This window comes from Bacteroides sp. RTP21281st1_H5_RTP21281_210402, from assembly GCF_040918965.1.
Classification (GTDB): domain Bacteria; phylum Bacteroidota; class Bacteroidia; order Bacteroidales; family Bacteroidaceae; genus Bacteroides; species Bacteroides congonensis.
Genome location: NZ_JBCOWR010000002.1, coordinates 198890 through 219180, shown reverse-complemented (window position 1 = coordinate 219180; position 20291 = coordinate 198890). Strand labels below are relative to the sequence as shown.

Here is a 20291-nt window from a genome sequence, read left to right as displayed (position 1 = left end):
TAGTGTACAATTATTGGTTTATCATCTGATACTCATATTCCGTCAGTGTATGTCCTTTCGTATCTTTGATACGTTGCAGGCGTCCCGCTGAGTCGTAATCGGTGTAGGCACTTCTGCCGTCGGGGCCTTTCACTTCAGTGACGCCCGTCAGGGGGCGGTATCGATAAGTGGTTATCCTCGCTTGGGGTAATGAACTGCGAAGACTATCGAGTGCCGTATAGACAGCATTCGGACAGGTGGTATCTGCCGCTAAAGTTTCCAAGTCATAATTTAGATATTGCTTCACCTGTTGCAAGGTGGCATTCTCGATGACAGCCAGTGCCTGTTGATGGGAATATCCCCAAATGAAGCAGACAGGTGTCCCGTCACGGCGGGTCATTTGCAATGGACGCCCTGAAGAGAGATAGTTGTTATACGTTTCAATATCTTCAAATTGAGTACACCCGGCGTTGGAACTTTCTGATATTTTACTCAAACAATAGCCGCTGTTTGTTTCAGACGAAATCCGGTATGTATACTTGAACATCTTTTGCAAAATACCGTTCTTATAATGTCGGCGTTCTACCGGATAATTGTTCAGCATTTTGGCTGTCATTCTTACAGACAAGGCATCCGTATAGTCAAAAGGATATTTGTATTCAGTCTTGTAAATGTCTCCTGTGGCGGTAGTCTGTGTTTCCGAACGGAGTAGACGGCAAGAAGTATTGTAGTCTTTTTTTGTGAATTCTTGAACTTTTCCTTGTGGGGTGACGAATGTGCTGCTTGCCATATAATCCTTAATACCTGCGTACCATAACTGTTCGTTGTAATCATAGGAATTGGCATAATGATTGATTACCCCCGGGTCGTATGAGGAACTGGAACTGACATTCACTATTTTTACCAGTGAATTCATTTTCATGACGTAAGTTGTAGAGAGAGAAGGATCTTTCGTTTTCATGTCTCGGATGCTGTCACCATCCATGTATGAGGTGCTCATTTCATGAGTGTACACAATGGAATGCTCGATGTCCGTATTGGGAGAGTAACAGAAACGAGGGTTTACCCATTCGCCGTTCTCGTTTTCATAACCATCTTCCGTATAAAAATTGTCATTATGAAAAGTGTGAACCGTATGGTTACCGTCCGCTTCTTCCACGACCATGCCGTAGTAAATGTCCCTGTCGGATACGTCCGTGGGGTTGGACGAATACAGGGTATAGGAGCGGGAATTGGAAAAAAGAGCGTAGTATACGTCAAAGAGATAAGTCTTTCTCATGTGCTCGGTATACTGCTCGGGAGAGAAAGAGAACATCATATTTCCCACGCCTTCCCCTTCATCTTTATCGTAGTTTTCTGACAGGTAATAGGTGAACTTCCGTTTATTGAGAACTTTACCGTCGACATCCGTATCTGTAATGGCTGCCAGGCGGAGTCCGCCGCCCGTCACTTTCTCGATATAGCCTTCTATATTGTCGAATACATAATTAGGCTCATATGTATATGCGGTTTTACCCCCTGTGGGATAAGTCACTTCTCGCAATGCGTAAGCAAGAGTGGTGCTATAATTGGCAGAACGGTCGGCACCACCGATAGTAGTTGTGTGAACAGTTACATTATTACCATCTAAAAATTGGACGGTTTGGCGTGGGACAAGGTCGGTGTTTCCACGTGCATTATAATATCCCCAATAATCCACATCTTTGGAATATATGGAATAACCGTAACCACCTTTATAATAATTGAACGAATATTTTTCCACTCCTGTATTAGAGGAGTCTTTCATTTGAATTTCTTTCAACAGTATTTTACCATCGCGGCAGATTTCTTTTATAAGAGATACGCTTTTCAGCAATTTTCCGGAAGCGTCATATACCCGCACTTCACGTAAATCCCCTTTCGTGGGATAAAGGAATTCTACATAACCATTGGGAAAGTCAATACGAGATGCATAACAAGTGCTTACGTAAGAACCGATGGGGTAGTTTTCAGAAAAGTCGCTAGAGGAGGATTTCACAAAACTACAGCCTGATTCGTCTTCACCCACAAATGTGTTGTAAAATGCATTGCCTGCACTTCCTTGCCAATATCCGGGAGCGATGGGGACAAGGGGGTGAGTATACATTGGAATATCTTCGTTATCCTCGAAAGCATAGTAATCGAACTGATTGACATGAAACTCTTCATTTTTCCGGTAGTCATAGCCGAACGTGATTTTTTCTCCGTCTTTGGATGTGATCTCCGTGGCTTTCCAAGTTGTAACCGCAGTGCCATAGCCGCCGGAAGTCAGTTCGCATCCGGTGTTTGTACCATTGTCACCAAAATGATAATGAGTACCGTTATTATCTATAAGATCTATCTCTCTAAAGTTATAGGTAGTCACGTTGTCCGGTACAGAGAGTTTGACATACTCGTCGCCTATAAGGAAAGGGTGGAACTCATAATTTTTCGCGGCTTCAAGCTGGAATTTTCCCGATATGCCTAATGTGCGATAATGAAACATGTCAGGACATATATCCGCATTACCTAGCGCTACTTTTGCGCGAAAGAATTCTGAGTTCTTTTCCATCTCTGTCTTGTCCGTCAGGAAATGATGTTCGTCGGGCTCGCCGCGAATTTCACGGGTTATCATCGGTTCAGCTTCCAGTTTCCATCCGATGGCCACCGCACCATTCACATCTGCCACGCGGATACCACCTGTCGTGTAGTTCAAGGTAATGGGGAGAGTGAATGACGCTGTTTTAATCTCATAAAGGGGGATACGAATGCTAGCCCTGCCACGGGCATAGTCCATTCCTTCCGGTGTTCTTTTGAACAGAGTGGCAGCTTCCGGAGATACCGGATAGAAGGATGGGGCATTACTGACATTATTGTAAATGGGATTAAAATCCTGAGCGGATACTTCTGGGATATACAAAAGAACTCCTAACAGCCAAAGCCAAAAATATTCCCGGCTGGGAGCACTCAGTAAAAAACTATTTTTTCTTTTCATATTTTCTTTTTTTATTTCAATGACCGATTATCTTTTTCTTAATTGGTTTATTGTTAGTTATTATTTCGAATAATGAAGCGGCATACAAATGTGTATTTATCCTCATTTCTATGCCGCTTTCACTCTTTATCTTTTTTACAGATTCATTGCATTAGCGCCCAAAACGCCTGCTACTGCCGAAGCCACTGCGATGACTACTTTCAGAATCATGTCCCAAAGGCCTTTTTTCATTGCCATAACTTTATACACCTCCTTTCCGATACGTTAAATGGTTGATTACTTTTTTCCTGAAAACTCATCTTTCACCTCAAAGCACGGGCACGCCTTGATCCACTCTTCCGGTTCTATCTCTCCGTTTCCGTTGCGGTCGGGCGATAGGTCGCGGTGTCCGCACACCCGGCAGCCGGGAAACTTTTCTTTCAACCGGTTTACCAATTGCCATAGTGAAGACCATTGTGCCGGTGTCCGTGTGTCTGCCGGGCGTCCCCGGCAGTCCAGTCCGCCTTCATAACAGATACCTATCGAGTGAGCGTTGAAACCGCGGGCGTGTGCACCGATGCGGTCAATCGGACGGGTGAGATGAACCGTCCCGTCCTTTCGGATATAATAGTGGTATCCTGTCCCGTTGAAGCCACGGCGGCGGTGTTGCAAATCGAGGTCGTCCGGGGTGAGCGAACGGTCGGCGCGTGTGGCGGAACAGTGAATCACGATTAAGTCAATCTTTCTCATAATGGAGCTTGTTGAGTGTCCGTTACTTTGTTACCTGCCAGCCGGTTATGCTGCCGGATCCGGAGTCTCGCCGTCATCACCACCCGGATTCGGGTCGGGATTTCCGCCCGGTTTTTCCGGGTCGCTTTTGTCTCCGTCGTTGTTTTCAGGTTTATATTTGCTGTATTCCAGCGTTTTCAGCGCATTCTTGATTTCCTTACCGGGACGGAAACGGACGCGGGCGCCTTTAATCAGTCCCTCTTTCACGTCTTTCGGGATGAGTGCGCCCGAACTGCGCAGCGTGACATAGAACGAACCGAGGCCACCCAGACGGACGATTTCCGCTTTTTTGAAACTCTCTATCATTTCCGTCTGGAGCGCACGCAGCACGCAGAGCACGTCCGCCCAGTTCACGGTACTCGAACGCTGGATGCGTTCCGCCATCTCGTCGATATCTATCTCGCCGCTCGACTTGGTCAGGGCGTAATACATATCCGGCTTTTCCTTGTCCAGCATGTTTTTACGAAGCACGCTGGTGAATGAAAATACTTTTGCCATAAAATTCTTTGATTTTTAATCGTTAATTATTAATTGTCTAATAGTCTCATAAGTGGTTCCTTGCTTATGACACTACGAAGGTACGGCAACGGGGATGGGGGATGTCGGTATTTGTCCGCAGGTGTCCGGTATTGTCTGTTATTGTCGGATAATGTCTTTTAATGTCTATATCTATAAGAAAATAAAGGTTGTATTATTTGACAATTAGGCGGATTCTTACTATCTTTATACCATTATATAATACCAATAAATAACAATAATGAACACAACGAAAGAAGAGAAAAATTTTGAATTGAGAGCGTATGACAAAGTCGAACTGGCGTTGCTCTACTGTCCCGGCCGTTCGGAAGAAACGGCGATGAAAACACTGACACGGTGGATTAACGGATGCGGACAGTTGGTGCAGGCATTGCGCGATATCGGATACAATTCGCGCCGGCATCGCTTTCTGCGTCAAGAGGTGGAACAGATAGTCCGCTATCTGGGAGAGCCTTGAGGAAAAATGCGATAAAAAAATGAAGTACTTCTCCCTTCTTCTTCCGGTACATCTTTTGGCTTGAGTCTGTACTTGGTTTGTCCGGTTGTTGTACTTCACTTCGTTGGTTCTACTACTTGTCCGCTATGGGTCAAGTACTTGGTTTCTGTTCGGCAGATACGTCTTTATACTGCACAAACGTACATATTAAATACTGTTTTCATCTACCCGTTTTACTGCCACTACTGACAACTGCCAACTATGGGCTTATTTGTCAGTGATTTTTTTGATACGTATATACGTATTCTCTTGTTTATCAATATATTGATTCTCTATCGCATGTTTCAGATATCTACATGCGCTTCTTTCGCTGATGCCAATTTTCTGTGCCTTGTCGATGAATTCTTTGTATGTAAATTTCTTGTTAATCTGATTGATTACAGGCCCTATGCGGAAGTAAGATTTCAATGGTTTGGATTTCACATCATCTCCCGGCAGTGAAGAAGAGAGCAGCAGACTGTGGCTGGTGGTGGTCTTCACAATGCCCATTGCCGCATGGAAATCCTCATCCGAGCAGATATACTCTTTCATCTGCAAAGTTCCTTCACACTTGCGCAGGGCGGTGAGGATACTGGCTATACGCACCACGATTAATGCGGCACGAAGCACGATAGACCCGGGAGCATCGGCCTTTTCACTGGCTACTTCGTCCAGAAGTCGGGAGAAGTAGGCGGTATGCTCTTCCCACTGGCTGTCGCTCAGGGTGACTTCCGTAGGCGACTGTTGCAGGAATAAGAACATATCGAGCACTTCACCGCTGAGTTTTTTGAAGAAAGTGTCGTAGTCTTCCTTGCCTCTGATGGGCGCGGCGGAACGGTACTTCCAGCGTGATTCGGCGGTGAGTATGACGAAGCGGCTGTACAGCCCGTTGCCCAAAGAAGGGATGAAGAAAGCAAGCTGGTTGGGGGTGCCGGTGAACGAGAGAGCCAGATGCGGGTCTTCGGCACAGATAATCTGGTCGTCTACCTTGTAGTCCGTTGATACGGGTTCGTGGTGGAAGGCGGCGCGGAACACATCGTCATGATGTCCGCACTTTTGTCTCATGGCACCGGATATCATATCAAGTTCAGAGGCGTTGATGATGAGCCCGAGTTTGCCGTTGATTTTCAGACGCCTGATTAACTGGTTCTTGGATGTGTTGGGGGCGCCGCAGAGATACAGGTATTCGGGTTTTTCGGGCATGGAAGGGAGAGCGGTAGCAGCAGGCGATGCTCCTTTCTTGTTGGGCAGGTTGGCTTTCTCCCAAGTCTCCAATTCACGTTCGTAGGCTTCTTTTTTCTTTTTGTTCTCTCCTTTCAGATAGTTGTTGATGGATTCGGGAAGCCTGCTTGCTAGTGTGAGAAGTCCTTTTCCGGAAGCCGATGAAGCAATGACGAGAAGAAAAATATGAGGGCTGTAGTAACGTTGGTCGAAACTTACGGTTACGTTGGGCATGCATCCGCTCAGGTTCGCCAGTATGCCCAGCAGGAGAATGTCACGTTCGCGGTCGGTGCGGGCGGCTGTGAGGGCTCTTTGAAGGAATGAGGGGAGATGCCGGTAAACCTCTGCCGGAATACAGGGTGATGAAGAGCGGAGTTCTTCGTCTTTTATTGACAGTTCCTCTTCATCGGCGGTGGTATTTTCCGGATAATTCTGCCCATAGTTGGCAGTTGGCAGTGTTGGCAGTAGATTAGGGGTGTTTTCGGGCTTGTATGATAAGTCAACGTATTGATATCCAGAAGACAAGTCTTTCTGTAATTCTTGGCGGGTATATCCGTTCCCTAAAATTTCTGCTGCCATAACAGATGTTAATTTTTCAAGTTCCTCTTTTGAAAATCCCTTACGTCGTGCGCTTCTTCCCAAGGCGAGCATGGATTCGTGTCGGTTTCCTTTCTGCCAGGGGTGGTACTGGAAGAAGGTGTGGACGAAGGCTTCGATATATCCGCAGGCTTCGGTGAGGGGCGGGATGGGAGAGAACTTGCCGTTGATGCCTGTGGGGTAGGGGGTACTGTTGCCGTTGGTATATGTATATCGGGGGGAGTGGACGAGTTGTGCCAGGGAAGGGTCGGTAGCCAGTTCCTCACGCCAAGGGTAAGGTTCGGGAGCAGGGTTGTAGTAAGCGTCGGGATCCCATACGCAGGAACAGGGTTGGGTGATGCGGGCGCACTGCTCGTCGCAGGGATGTCCGGCGATGCGTTGCAGTGTTTGCTGGCAGATGGCGTAGGCGAGGGGATACTCTTCGGGGGTGTTGACATCGAGGTAGACGATGATTTTCAGGCCTTCGTCGGAGATGCTGTTGTGGGCGTAGGTCACGTAGGGGAGACGGCAGATGAGGGCTTTGATTTCCAAAGTCCGCTGTCCGCAGTGGTCAAGGTCGTACATGGCGAGGCTGCTCATCTTTTCCAGGTTGGCGGCTGCGTGGCTGCAATGAGGGCGGCAGATGCCTTCGACGATGACGACGGGCATCGAGTCCTTGGTCATCTTGGCTTCGTTTTCGCGGTCGGGACGGCCTTTCAGTTTCCGGTACGATTCGGTTTTGGGCTTCCATAGGGGGCTCGTTTCTTGCAGGTAGAGGTCGTGCAGGGTGATGATGGTGGATTCTTTGCTCCACAGGTTGTTGAAAAAAGAAAAGGAGAATTGTCTGGTTGCGGGTTGCGACGATGGGGCGGTTGTTTCCATAATGAGTTGTTTTTTATTTATTATAATGTGTTTTGTGAGATAAAGAAGGGAGAATAGTAGTGGCGACAGATGCGCATAGAATGGTCGGTTCCTTAAGTCGGGGGACAAAAGTAGGAACAATGTAAGGAAGGTGGAAATGTTAAAAATAAGCGTAAATGTCGTGTCAACGGATTTTCATTCCGCTACGATAACTTCAATGTCATAACCTATGAACAGTCCGCTTTCTATGACACCGGTGATTTTCTTCAGCCCCTCTTCGAGGGAATCGTCAATGGAGCTGAAGCGGGTGTCGAGGATGAAGTTGCCGTTTTCCGTAAAGATTGGCCCGTCTTTTCCGTGGGCGGGGCGCAGGATGATTTCCGAAGCGTCCAGTCGTTGTAGTTCGCTTTCTACGTAAGTCAGTGAATCGGGAAATACTTCCACGGGGACAGGGAATTTGCTTCCCAGCCGGTCGACCCGTTTGCCGGAGTCGATGATGATGAATGTCTTGCGACTGCTCCGGATGAGCAGTTTCTCTTTGAACATGGCTCCGCCGCGACCTTTTATAAGGTTCTGCTGCGGGTCTACTTCGTCCGCTCCGTCGAAAGTCCAGTCGGGACGTTTGTTCCAAAGGGTCGTTTGGGGGATACCTAGCTGTATGCAGGTCATGGCGATTTCTTTGGACGCGGGGATAACTTCGATGCGCAAGTGTTCTTCGCGAATCCGCCGTGCCAGTTCGAACAGCGTCAGGTAGACGGTGGATCCGGAGCCGGCTCCGACGGTTTCACCGTCTTTGGCTATTGCGGCAATCTCACGGGCTACGTGTTCTTTCGCTTCACGGTTGATAATGGTATCCGACCATTGAAGATGCTTTATCAGATCATTTTCCCAGTCCATTGAAATTTTCCTTTATGTGGTGGTATAAATATAACGGATAATGGGGCTTTTTTGTTTCCTCTATAATTCCCTTAATTACTTTGGCTATTCTTATGGTGGAGATCTTCTTTGCTTGTGGATAAATTAGTACCTTTGCAAAAATAGCAAGTGAATATGAGCAAACTTTTAAAGATAGATAAAGAATATACAGAGTGGATAAGCGAACTTAGCTTACGTTTCAGAAAGAGCCAAATAAAGGCTGCAGTAAAGGTGAACTCAGAAATGCTTCATTTTTACTGGTCACTTGGCGGAGATATTGTTACTAAAAAAGCTGAAAGTAAATGGGGGAATGACTTTTATAAGGGACTTAGTCAGGATTTGCAAGCCATATTCCCTGATGTAAAAGGTTTCTCGGTTCGTAATCTGCAATATATGAAGCAGATGTATACTTTGTTTTCCAGAGAGATTGCAATTGCGCCACATCTTGTGGCGCAAACTGTTGATTCATTGAAAGACGAAATCACGCCACAAGATGTGGCGCAATTCATAAAGGACACCGTCTGTTGTATTCCGTGGGGGCATATACGCTTTATTCTTGACAAAAAATATGATCCACAGAAATCTTTTTTCTTTGTGCAGCAAACAATAGAAAAAGGTTGGTCGCGGGCACTTCTACTTAATTTCCTTGATACGGATTTATATGAGCGGCAAGGTAAAGCCATCACTAATTTTAGAAACACTTTACCGGCAGTGGAAAGTGATTTAGCACAGGAAATGACTAGAGATCCCTACAATTTTGATTTCGTTGGTATTACAAGCAAATATAATGAGAAAGAGTTGAAAGATGCATTGATAAAGAATATTGAAAAGTTTCTTATGGAACTTGGGACGGGATTTGCCTATATGGGGCGGGAGTATCGTCTGGTAATTGGCGAAACCGAACAATTTCTTGATATGCTTTTCTATAATGTCGATGTTCATAGCTATGTTGTCATAGAAGTGAAGACAACTAAGTTTGAACCGGCATTTCTTGGACAACTTGGCTCTTACGTAGTTGCGGTAGACCATATAATGAGAAAAGATGGGGATAATAAAACAATTGGATTGCTGATTTGCAAAACAAAAGATGATGTTTTCGCAAGATATTCGTTAGAAGCTTCCAGCCAACCCATCGGTATTTCGGAATATGAATTATCCAAAATATTTCCGGAAGATTTTAAGAGCAGCCTGCCAAGCATTGAAGATATTGAGGAACAACTTAAATAAAAAACAGGTCTTACGCTTGAAAATCTTAAATTGTATTCGTTAATTTTTAACCTAACAACGTTAAATGTTAACGAACCCCTGTATTCTATTAAACCGTGTTATAAATCACCCCGATCGGCTCCGTAAATTTGGAGATATGCAGAAAGTCCGTATCTTTGTACTGTGTTTTTCATAGTATTAGATTTAAGGTTAACAAAGATTGGCTGTCTGGGATAGATAGCCTTTTTTTTATCCCTACCCTTCGTTACAGAATCAGCCATATGGCAATGATGTGCCCTATGCTTCCGCCCAGGCAAAACAAGTGGAAAGTGGCATGCATATAAGGTTTGCGCAATGAATAGAAAATAGCTCCTGCGATATAAGAAATGCCACCGCCTATCAGCCACCAAAAAGCAGGGGTGGCACCTGCCAGCTCCAACTGATCCAATAAAGGTTTCAGAGCGACCAATATCGAAGCACCCATACCTACGTAACAGACAGTTTCGAGGTTGCTGTGCTCTTTCAGCTTTTTAAAGCTGAGGACGAAGCCGACAGCGGCCGACAGCCATACGAAAGAGAATATTCCCCAACCCCAACCGCCTGCATGGCGCAGGGTGAGCAGTGTGAAAGGCGTATAAGTACCTGCAATATGCAGATAGATAGCACCGTGGTCGAACTTGCGGAGCAATTCCTTCAACTTCCCCGGGCGACTGCCGTGATACCACGTCGAACTGACGTAAGACGACAGCATACCCACCAGATAGACAATGACACAAGGTACTGCCCATTGCGGCTCGGCGTTTCCAGAAGCCTTCGCCAACAGGAAATATCCTGCCACAACCCCGAGCAGGATACCTGCCCCATGACTAAGCGTATTCGCCCATTCTTCTCCGTTACTGTATCGTTTGTTCTTCAATGTTTTCTTTTTTTGATTTGCTGAGTCGCAAAGATACTTTTATTTTCCGTAACGTATGGTTTCCCTTATTCCTTTTTTAAGATGATTTTGCCACTGTATTGTCCCGCAACCAACTTGCGGAAAGCGATGAATGCCAGGTATTCATCGGGAGCGTAAATACCTTTCGGCATGAATAAATGATGAACGATGCAAATCTCCTTCTCCTTCACCTCAACGGTGGAATGGAAACTCCCGAATTTGCCCGTTACGTCAATCGGTTTGGGAAGTCCCTCGATGGCATATCCGTCCGGCAGATGGATGCGGATGCTGTCCGTGTCCGAGTAGCCGTAGTTGATGTGGATGGGATACGTGCGCTTCGTGACGGAAGGGACGCTGAACCCTTTTCTGAAAATGTTGGCAGGGATAAACAGGCGGTTTCCCGTCTTGTTCCCGTACTGGTTGCTGCTGACGGAATAGTTGAACGTGATGGATGGAGCCGTCTCTTTACATTCTTTGATTTGCAGGTTCAGAATGTCAGCCTGCGACAGGTTGATGTCCCTACGGATGCGGTCTTTCTGTTTGTCGGGTGGCAGATAGACGATGCCTGCTTCGCTTTCGTACTGGAATAGCCGGGATATTTCGTTGACCGATATTTTAGCTTCAGCCGTGGGCGAGAGCGTGATGTCGGCAACGATGCGTTGCGTGTTCAGCGAATCGGGATAGGTAGGCAGACGGTGTATCCTGCCACCTGTCGGTTCTATCAGCAGTGCGTCGTGTCCGGCAATGGCCTGATGGACGTAGCCGAAAGGAAGTTGCGGATTGGTGCATTCCAGCCAGAGCGTGTCCTGCGGGAGCGGAACTTGCAGGATGACGTGGTTCATCTGGTTGGCGCTCGAAAAGTCGGGGAGAAGCCGTTCGTTCGTGGTACTGATGACGGTGTAGGTAGAGGGGATGCCCAATTCTTTCAGCATGGCACGAGTGTAATTGGACAAGCCTTTGCAATCACCGAACCCTGTGCGGCAGACATCGGTGGCGGCGATAGGCTGCAAACCGCCGATACCTAACTGGATGCTGACGTAACGGGTGGTCTTGGCGAGATAATCGTAGACGGCTTTCACTTTCTCACGGTCGGTGGAGCAGTTGGCGGTCAGTTCGTGCAGCTTGGCGCGGAAAGGCTCGGTGAGCAGGTCGCGTCCGTCGAGAAGTTTGTATTGCCATTCTCCGTATTTTTGCCAGGTGCTCAAGTCTCCTTCGGATTTGTCGTACTTGAAAGCGGAAGGAGCAAAGTAGACGCGGGGAAACAACTCCGCAAAGCTCGGGCCGAAAGGCTCTTTGAGGATGGGAGGTAATTTCAGGGCGGTCACTTCGATGACTTGTTGCCCTTCGGCACCGGTGGATTCCTTCACTTTGATGCCTTGGCCTTCTGTGCCTTTGCTTTCGGTGATTTGACCTTCAATGCCTTTGTTTGTTGTTTCCAGTTCCTGCGTGTTCAATTCACGATAGCGGCAACCTTGTCCGGCAGGAAGTTCGATGCGGTAGGTCGCTTTTTCTACGGCTTGGCTGAAGCTCGTTTGCGGGATGAAGGTGGAGTAACCGATCAGCCCGTTGTTGCATTTCATTTCCCATTCATATTTCACGGTGAAGGGGAAGGAAGGGTAGTTGCACTCGTAATAATAGAAATAATCGTCCGTGGTGAGCGAGGAACTGTATTCGCTCTTTTGAAGGTCGGATTTCTTTATCTTACGTACAGTCTGTCCTGAAGCGTTGATGATTTCTCCGGAGAATTTCTGCAGGGAACGGAACATGTCGCATCCGCAATAGAAGGCGGCATCTTCCAGTCCTTTACGGTTGAGTATGGTGATAGTCCGGCTTTCCTTTTCTACGGATTGGGTCATTGACTTGCAGAGGATTTCTGTCCGGGCGTCCGTGACGACGGAATTGGCATCCTTCATCATGTCTTGTGCTCGGACGGGCGTTGCCAAAGAACATAGGCAAAAAACGACATAAGACAGGGCGGGTACTTTCTTTAGGAAGTGCTTTATCAAGTTGGTTTGATTGGGATGTTTCATAATATATAAAGATTGAGCATTGTAAGTGCTATGTCACATGAATGATAATTTTAAATTAGGCACGGATTACACGGATTTCACGGTTTTAAGAAATATGATTATATAAAGCAACAGCGTAATCTGTGTAATCCGTGCCTAAAATACTAATACACCGAATGGAAACCTTGCTCCGGCGCTACGCCGGCTATATTTTTTTGAGTACTAATATCTCGTTGTTTTTCTCGGCAATCAGTTCCCAGAACGATTTCACCAACTTGTATTCGCTGGTGGGATAAATCAGTTTGTTGGAACTGAACGAGTAGGTGATGATAAGCTGGTTGCCGTTCTGATGTACGAGGTAGCGGCAGAATCCCTGTTTGTCTTCCGTAAACGCATTCAAGGGAGCCGGCAGTTCGTCGACGGTATATCCCTCGGGGATAGTGAGGTTGGTCACCTGAATGATTTGTTCGGCATAAGGCATTTCCAGCGGCAGTTGGCGTTCGGCCTGGGTGAACGGGCATTTGCTGACGTGCAAGAAAATCATCGGGTTGATGTAAATCAGATTGTCGTTCACGTTCGCTTGTTTTTCAAATTCGAGACTCTCCTTTACGATGGAAGAGAAAGCGTTCACGTCTGTGGTTGAGAATGTTTTCACTTTGATGTTTTCTTCCGTTTCCAGTTTGGTGATAAATTCCGCGCTGTCCTTGGCGGCATGATAGTTTCTGCGGAAGTTGGCGGCGTACTGTCCGGTGTATCCGGTCTGGCGGGTTCCCGTTATTCGTCCGTCGGGATGAATCTGCGCTTTGATGGACGAGCGGATTTGGTTCTTGCCGAGTTGGCTGAGGTCTATCCAGTTACCCCCGTCCGCTTTGCTGAGGAGACGGGCGCGGTCTACCATCAGTACGGGTGGCAGCGTGTTCATATATCCGTTGGTGACGGAGCCGTCGAGGAATACGAAAGTGCTGTCCGTGTCCGCTATGCCGACTACGAACGTGTTCAACTTTTGGATGGAAGGGTGCGAGAGTGGAAGAATCCCCAACGTCTTGCGGCTCATCACGGCCGGATAGCAGGGAATCTGCGCGTCACGCAGCATGCTCATGAGTACGAAGTTGATGTCTGCGTTGCTGCCGGTTCCGTTCTTTATCGCTTTTCTCACTTCGCTGCCGTAAAGTCCGTATTGTCCGTTCCATGACATTTTCTTTTTGAGGAAGGTGTAGATGGCGGCAATCTTGTCCTGCCTGTCGGTCAGTTTGTCGAGCGCCAGTGCAGTCATCTCGTCGCGGTAGGGATTACGCATTTTGAGCAGGGAGCCGAAGTCCTCGTCTTCGAGCAGCATCTTGTCGATAGTCTCCCAGGTATTGGTGAACGATTTGTAGAGTGAGCCGGGGAAGTTGATTCCACGCAGTTCGAAGCCGACACCGCTCATGTAGTCGTCCGCGCACCATACGTATTTGTCGGGGCGGAGAGCAGGCAGTTGCTTGCCGGTAAAGCTTAGGTGGCGTCCGGTACAGAGAAGCTGTTCCACTTGGCCGTTTTGGTAGTGGAGCGTGTAGGAAAGGCTTTCTGACTGGTCTTTCATGTTCAGTGAATGTGAGCCTCTCATGTCGAGGTTGAACAGGAAATATTCGGGGATGGTGATGTCATATTGCGTGTGGATGACGGGGATGCTTCTCTGCGCTTCCCAGTGGTTGATGCTGTAATAGAAGTCGGAATTGAGCTGGTATTTGTACTCGAATACGGTTCCCTCACGGACGGCGGGGATGGAGAATTTTATCTGCATATAACTCTTGTTGAGCCTTTCTTCGAAGACGAGGTCGCGCTTCATCTTGGTGCGGACTATCTTGCCGTCTTCGAGGTTGTAGGCGGAAGCGTCGAGTTGGGTGATGTTTTCTTTCATGGTGCCGCCCCCTCTTTCTTTCGAATAATAAGGTATGATGATGTCCGCATAAGACGCACCTTCGGATTTCAGTACCTTTATTTTTATCTCATAAGTGTACACGAGCCGGAAGTCATTGTTCAGCAGGTCGTAGCGGGCGTTGTTTCTGGAGTACAGTACGACGGCGGTTGCGGCGGTGTCCGGTGCGTAGGTGGTCATCTTCAGCTCTTCCATGGTGGGCTTGCCGTATTTCATACTGGGGGTGATGACGTCTGTGGCTGTTTGCTGCGAGTAAACGGGCGACAGGAGTTGGAATAGTAATGCGCAGAGAATGAATAGTTTTCCCATTGTTAGTGTGTTTTTTTAGTACTATTCTCGCAAAGATAAAAAAAATAGAGAAAGGCAGTGCACCTTTCTCTATTTTTTTATTTACCGGATGGATAAAATATTATACTAAGTGTCCGATCCACTCTTCACGGTCGCCCGGAAGAAGGTCGATTACCGGCACTTCCACCATAGTGTAGCATCCCGGCTGTTGGCGCATCGAAGCGCGTGCCACACATACCAATACCTGTGCGGTCAGTGCGGGGTTGTTGATGCGCATATTAAATTCGAACAACTGGTTCTGAGTTTTTCCCGATACGCCTTTGCGAGTGAGATTTACACCGTGTCCCATGTCGAGCAGCGCGTCTACGCTCGGAACGAGTTTCACGTGTGTCTCGTCGTTCACGAAGTACGGGTCTGCCTTGATGGCGGCGGCTACTTCTTCAAATTTGTATCCGTCTTTCAGTTCGATATACACCATGCGGCGGTGGATACCTGTGCCCGTAGGGATCGTCATGGAAAGAGCGGCTTTCACTCCGTCGACGGCTTTCACGGCTACGGTGTGTCCCATACTCATACCCGGGCCGAAGTTGGTGTAGGTGATACCTTTCGGGGCAATCGCTTCGAGCATGGTGCGCACGATGGAGTCACTTCCCGGATCCCAGCCTGCGGAGATGATGGATACGGCTTTGTGCTCTTTGGCGGCTGCATCCAGTGTGCGGCGCAAGTCAACGATGCCGGTGTGAATATCGAAGCTGTCTACGGTATTGATGCCCATAGCCAGGTATTCTTTTGCATATTTTTCAACGCTGCGGGTCGGCGTGCAAAGAATTGCCACGTCTACGCCTTCCAGCTCTTTAATGTCCTTTACTACTGCATAGTTTGCCAACTCTTCCGGCTTGTCCTCTGCTCCTGCACGACGAACGACTCCGGCTATTTCGAAATCAGGCGCTGCCTGTAGCGCTTCAAGTACATAGTGTCCAATGTTGCCATAGCCAACGATGGCGGCTCTTACTTTTTTCATTCTTTTCTTGGTTTTATATGAACATTTTTCTTTATTTCTGCCACAAAAGTAAACAAAATATAAGGAAGGATTGTTTACGGGCGGCATTATTTTTATTTTTTTTAGATTCGCTACAGTTTGCATGAAATGCGCCGGTTGATACCCTCAGATTTTAACTGTCGGGCTACGGAAAAGAATAATCTGTAAAAAACAGGAGAATCTGTGCGGGAAAGTTTTATCTTTGTGGGCATTATGATAGAGTATGTTAGAGGCGAGCTTGCCGAACTTAGTCCGGCAACCGCAGTGATTGACTGTAACGGGGTGGGGTATGCCGCCAATATATCCTTGAATACTTATTCGGCTATTCAGGGAAAGAAAACCTGTAAGTTGTATATTTATGAGGCGATTCGTGAGGATGCGTATGTGCTTTATGGCTTTGCCGAGAAGCAGGAGCGGGAGATTTTCCTGCTGCTGATTTCTGTTTCGGGCATTGGCGGGAATACGGCGCGTATGATTCTCTCCGCTCTTTCGCCTGCCGAACTGGTGAATGTAATCAGTACCGAGAACGCGAATATGCTGAAGACGGTGAAGGGTATCGGGCTGAAGACTGCGCAGCGTGTGATTGTCGACTTGAAGGATAAAATCAAGACGATGGGAATGTCTGCTGCCGGCGGTGTTGCCGGTGCGGGTGGCATGTTGCTGCAAGCTGCCAACGCGGAAGTGATGGAAGAGGCTGTGGCCGCATTGACGATGCTCGGTTTTGCCGCTGCGCCTTCGCAGAAGGTGGTGATGGCGATATTGAAGGAAGAGCCGGATGCTCCGGTAGAAAAGGTGATTAAACTGGCTTTGAAACGATTGTAACGACTGAAACATTGTAACGACTGTAACAATGAAGGAACAGAAGATTTATATGCGGGCATGGACTGAGATACATGGTCGTGCGAAGGTGATGGCCACGGATGAGTGGTATCTTAATCTGGCTAACGAACTGTTGCCGTTGGTGGCGAACTCTTATATGTATCAAGGCAGGGAAATGGTGGAAGACCAGCGGCGGGTGGCTTTGTCGTGTGCCCTGTATCTGGAAGATTGCGTGGCGGACGCTGGACACTGGCGGGAGTTCATTCATTGGCATAAGGAGAATTACGGCTGTTACCTACCGTTCTATCCGCTGTCTGAGGACTACTTGCCGGATGAAATCAACCGTGAGGACATCGCTTTCCTGCTGTGGGCTATCAATTCGCCGGTCGGTGATGATTTCGACTGGGTGGAGAATCCGATGGACAAGGATTTGCTGGAGTTTGCGGATGTACTTTACGAGCGTTTGGATGCTGTTTTCGAGTCGGCTCCTATCAGTGAGTATCTCGCCCCGGGGTGGATGATGGAGACGGAACTGATGCAGAAGAAGCGCGAACCTCTGCCGGTGGCTTTGCCGGGAGAGAAGATGCCGACGAATGTGGAACGTTTCTTCGAGGCAAGTAATGGAGAGTCGCTCATGTTCTTTGGTTCATACAATGCTCTGAAATTCTTCTTTGTAAATTCTTTGAAGTGGGAAGATGAGGAAGATGCTCTGTTGCCGGATTTGGCGGAGTTCGATAATTTCGTTGTTTATGGCAATCCGAAAGGGTTGTTGATAGGCCCTGATGTGGCTCAGTTTTTTGCTGATAAGAATAATCCGTTTTATAGTGTCGAAGAGGCTGAGGAAGAGGCGTATGAAATGTTCTGCGAAGAAGGGTTGTGTCCGTTCGACTTGCTGAAGTATGGAATGGAGCATAATCTGCTGCCGGACGCACAGTTCCCGTTCGAGAACGGAAAGGCGCTGTTGCAGGAGAATTGGGATTTTGTGGCTCGCTGGTTCTTGGGCGAGTTTTATGAAGGAGAATAAGGAGTAAGCTATGCCAATCAAAAAAAGTAATAATCCCTTTGCCGGAAAGGCAAAGTCCGGAGCAGGGAAAAAGAAGAGTTCCGGAAAACGGGTGGGGAAGTCGAAGCTGGAAAAGGCTAATAATCAGTTGAATAGAAGGGTGAAGTGAGGCGGTGGCAGGTTACTCAAATAACATTAACCATCCATATTTATATATTAAGGCACGGATTACACAGATTTCGCGGTTCTTTTTATTAGCTAAAACCGTGTAATCCGCTGTGTAATCCGTGCCTTAATATTTTAATCTTTGGTTCTATTAGTCGGCAACCTCTTCCTGCGCTTTCCGTTCTTTTTTCTTATTGATAAACTCGATTTTCAGATTGGCTTCTTCTTGTTCTTTCTTAATCTGCTGCATGGCGGAAAGAATCTGTGCCAACTCGTAGACAGATGCCGCAGCCTGGCGGTCGGTCGGGCTCATGGTTGTCTTGTAGGCACGGTCGCCGAGGTATTCAACGCGAAGATTTTTGTCTTTGTTGAGGTTGATGAATCCGATAACGTTTCCGTCCGCTCCCAGTTTGTAGTCCGCTTTCTCTATCTTTTCATTCATGTCGGTTGTTTCATAGCTGTCCTTGGAAGCCGGAGTTTCGGCAAAGCTGCCGTCGGGGGCAACTACTTTGACACCTACATGATGGATATTGCCTGCGCCGCAATAGATGGAAGTCATGCTCATGTTGCCCAGTTCGTCCACCTGGAAGCGGAGAAAGGAGCGGTGCATGTTCTTTTCAACAGTCTGTGCAGGGTGAAGGTAATTGCCTACCTGTTGATATTCGGCGTCTTTCTCAAGGATAAACTTATCTTTGATAGCGTTGAATTCCCCGGTCTTTGCCTGGAAGGCGCTGTCGAGGTAAGCGAGTGTCTTCTGCTGTGCCTTAGTCTCTACATCGAGCATCAGTGCCTGTCCCGCTTTGCGTGCTTCGAAGGCTTTGGGGTAGAGGATTTTGATACTGTCGATTTGCGACTTGGCTTCTTCGTAGTCGCCACGTTCGTAGGCAGCTTTGGCAACTGCCAGTTTCTCATTGGCTTTTTTCTCAAGCCCGTTGCCGCAGGCAGCCAGTGCCAGCGTGCCGCAAAAGAGGATAATCAGTTTTTTCATCACAAGTCTTATTTACTATTTTATTGTTTACAGTTTACGATTCAGGACAGACGGCCTGTTTATGGTGCATTGTTCACTTATTAATGGCAAAAGTACAAATATATCCCTTATTTTTGTAATTTTGCACCCTCAAAACGTATAACTAAAAGGAATGATAGAGTTGACTCAAGAGGAATTGAAGCAGCAATTCAGCGAACCCATCTTCGGACAGATAGCCGAAACGGCGGATGCGCTCGGTTTGGAGTGCTATGTGGTAGGCGGTTATGTTCGCGATATTTTTCTGCAACGTCCCTCTAAAGATATAGATGTAGTAGTTGTAGGCAGTGGAATTGCAATGGCGGAAGCGCTCGGCCGGCATTTGGGACGGGGGGCGCACGTTTCTGTTTTCAAGAATTTCGGAACGGCACAGGTAAAATATAAAGGTACGGAAGTCGAATTTGTCGGTGCACGCAGAGAATCGTATCAGCGGGATTCGCGCAAACCGATTGTAGAGGACGGTACGCTGGAAGACGACCAGAACCGTCGGGATTTTACGATTAATGCCCTTGCAGTTTGTCTCAATAAGGCACGTTTCGGTGAATTGGTAGACCCGTTCGGCGGGTTGGAAGATATGAAGGAGAAGACGATTCGTACTCCTCTCGACCCGGATATTACTTTTAGTGACGACCCGTTGCGCATGATGCGTTGTATCCGTTTTGCTACGCAGTTGAACTTTTATATTGATGATGATACCTTCGATTCTCTTTGCCGCAATAAGGAGCGGATTGGGATTATATCCCGTGAGCGCATTGCGGATGAACTGAATAAGATTATTCTTTCACCGATTCCATCCAAAGGGTTTATCGACCTCGACCGTAGTGGGTTGCTGCCTTTGATTTTCCCGGAATTTGCAGCTTTGCAAGGGGTGGAGACGCGGAACGGGCGTTCGCACAAGGATAATTTTTATCATACGTTGGAAGTGTTGGATAATATCAGCAAGAAGACTGATAATCTTTGGTTGCGTTGGGCGGCATTGCTGCACGATATTGCCAAGCCTGCCACGAAGCGTTGGGAGCCGAAGGCGGGATGGACGTTCCACAATCATAATTTCATAGGTGAGAAGATGATTCCGTCTATCTTTCGGAAGATGAAGCTGCCAATGAATGAGAAGATGAAGTATGTGCAGAAGCTGGTTAGCCTGCATATGCGCCCTATTGTCATTGCGGATGATGTGGTGACGGACTCGGCGGTGCGTCGTTTGCTCTTCGAGGCGGGCGATGATATTGATGACTTGATGATGCTTTGCGAAGCGGATATTACTTCTAAGAATATGGAACGTAAGCAGCGTTTCCTGAATAACTTCCAGTTGGTGCGTCAGAAACTGAAGGACTTGGAAGAAAAAGACCGGGTACGTAATTTTCAGCCGCCTGTGAGCGGGGAGGAGATTATGGAAATCTTCGGGTTGCAACCGTGCCGGGAAGTGGGTGTGCTGAAAAGCGCGATAAAGGATGCCATTCTGGACGGTGTGATTCCCAATGAATATGAAGCTGCCTATGCTTTTCTGATGGAGCGGGCGAAGAAGATGGGGATGACGCCTGTGGGCTGATATATTGGAAGTTTAA

Annotated in this window: 17 protein-coding genes; 6 read left to right on the top strand and 11 right to left on the bottom strand. The window is 47.5% G+C overall.

From position 1 onward, the window contains the following. Positions 1-10 precede the first annotated feature (10 nt). From AB5443_RS04450 to AB5443_RS04435, 4 genes are all read right to left on the bottom strand, one after another. A complete protein-coding gene (locus tag AB5443_RS04450; RefSeq protein ID WP_277133964.1) occupies positions 11-2971 on the bottom strand; it encodes a hypothetical protein in 2961 nt (986 codons plus the stop codon). Between the two features lie 135 nt (positions 2972-3106). Continuing rightward, the gene (locus AB5443_RS04445; protein WP_022138898.1) at positions 3107-3202 is read right to left on the bottom strand and encodes a smalltalk protein; all 96 of its coding nucleotides are present in this window, start codon (positions 3200-3202) and stop codon (positions 3107-3109) included. A 45-nt stretch (positions 3203-3247) separates the two neighbouring features. Further along, positions 3248-3700, bottom strand: coding sequence for an N-acetylmuramoyl-L-alanine amidase (locus AB5443_RS04440; RefSeq protein ID WP_277133967.1), 453 nt, complete (start codon positions 3698-3700; stop codon positions 3248-3250). Positions 3701-3745: 45 nt separating this feature from the next. After that, positions 3746-4237: an HU family DNA-binding protein gene (locus tag AB5443_RS04435; RefSeq protein ID WP_073344512.1), complete on the bottom strand. Its 492-nt coding sequence runs from the start codon at positions 4235-4237 to the stop codon at positions 3746-3748. A 259-nt stretch (positions 4238-4496) separates the two neighbouring features. On the opposite strand from AB5443_RS04435, the gene AB5443_RS04430 reads away from it, so the two are divergent. After that, on the top strand, positions 4497-4733 hold the full coding sequence (locus AB5443_RS04430) for a DUF4248 domain-containing protein (RefSeq protein WP_022138895.1): 237 nt from the start codon (positions 4497-4499) through the stop codon (positions 4731-4733). Between the two features lie 246 nt (positions 4734-4979). Here AB5443_RS04430 and AB5443_RS04425 read toward each other — a convergent pair whose 3' ends face one another. Next, positions 4980-7430, bottom strand: a complete 2451-nt coding sequence (locus AB5443_RS04425; protein ID WP_073344514.1) for a DUF3987 domain-containing protein — start codon at positions 7428-7430, stop codon at positions 4980-4982. 174 nt (positions 7431-7604) lie between these two features. Beyond that, a complete protein-coding gene (gene rpiA / locus AB5443_RS04420; RefSeq protein WP_277133972.1) occupies positions 7605-8306 on the bottom strand; it encodes a ribose 5-phosphate isomerase A in 702 nt (233 codons plus the stop codon). 153 nt (positions 8307-8459) lie between these two features. On the opposite strand from rpiA, the gene AB5443_RS04415 reads away from it, so the two are divergent. Then, positions 8460-9551 (top strand): YhcG family protein, encoded by a 1092-nt coding sequence (locus tag AB5443_RS04415; protein ID WP_277133974.1) that lies wholly within the window; start codon positions 8460-8462, stop codon positions 9549-9551. Between the two features lie 244 nt (positions 9552-9795). On the opposite strand, the gene AB5443_RS04410 is transcribed toward AB5443_RS04415, so the two are convergent. The 4 genes from AB5443_RS04410 to AB5443_RS04395 form a co-directional block, all read right to left on the bottom strand. After that, entirely contained in the window at positions 9796-10446 is a 651-nt protein-coding gene (locus AB5443_RS04410; RefSeq protein WP_022138892.1) for a hemolysin III family protein, read from the bottom strand. A gap of 65 nt (positions 10447-10511) precedes the next feature. Then, positions 10512-12494: a transglutaminase family protein gene (locus AB5443_RS04405; protein ID WP_277133977.1), complete on the bottom strand. Its 1983-nt coding sequence runs from the start codon at positions 12492-12494 to the stop codon at positions 10512-10514. A gap of 184 nt (positions 12495-12678) precedes the next feature. Beyond that, positions 12679-14697 carry a DUF3857 domain-containing protein gene (locus AB5443_RS04400; RefSeq protein WP_368114108.1) on the bottom strand — a complete coding sequence of 673 codons (2019 nt, stop codon included), beginning with the start codon at positions 14695-14697 and terminating at the stop codon, positions 12679-12681. Positions 14698-14797: 100 nt separating this feature from the next. After that, positions 14798-15697: a diaminopimelate dehydrogenase gene (locus tag AB5443_RS04395; RefSeq protein ID WP_195663357.1), complete on the bottom strand. Its 900-nt coding sequence runs from the start codon at positions 15695-15697 to the stop codon at positions 14798-14800. Between the two features lie 231 nt (positions 15698-15928). On the opposite strand from AB5443_RS04395, the gene ruvA reads away from it, so the two are divergent. The 3 genes from ruvA to AB5443_RS04380 are packed head-to-tail and all read left to right on the top strand — an operon-like array spanning position 15929 to position 17706. Continuing rightward, the gene (ruvA, locus tag AB5443_RS04390; RefSeq protein WP_044654431.1) at positions 15929-16537 is read left to right on the top strand and encodes a Holliday junction branch migration protein RuvA; all 609 of its coding nucleotides are present in this window, start codon (positions 15929-15931) and stop codon (positions 16535-16537) included. Between the two features lie 28 nt (positions 16538-16565). Then, positions 16566-17558, top strand: coding sequence for a DUF3843 family protein (locus AB5443_RS04385; RefSeq protein WP_277133982.1), 993 nt, complete (start codon positions 16566-16568; stop codon positions 17556-17558). A gap of 10 nt (positions 17559-17568) precedes the next feature. Next, positions 17569-17706 (top strand): hypothetical protein, encoded by a 138-nt coding sequence (locus AB5443_RS04380; protein ID WP_277133984.1) that lies wholly within the window; start codon positions 17569-17571, stop codon positions 17704-17706. Between the two features lie 147 nt (positions 17707-17853). On the opposite strand, the gene AB5443_RS04375 is transcribed toward AB5443_RS04380, so the two are convergent. Beyond that, entirely contained in the window at positions 17854-18690 is an 837-nt protein-coding gene (locus tag AB5443_RS04375) for a hypothetical protein (protein WP_195408163.1), read from the bottom strand. A gap of 151 nt (positions 18691-18841) precedes the next feature. On the opposite strand from AB5443_RS04375, the gene AB5443_RS04370 reads away from it, so the two are divergent. Continuing rightward, positions 18842-20275: a CCA tRNA nucleotidyltransferase gene (locus tag AB5443_RS04370; protein ID WP_277133986.1), complete on the top strand. Its 1434-nt coding sequence runs from the start codon at positions 18842-18844 to the stop codon at positions 20273-20275. Positions 20276-20291: the final 16 nt, after the last annotated feature.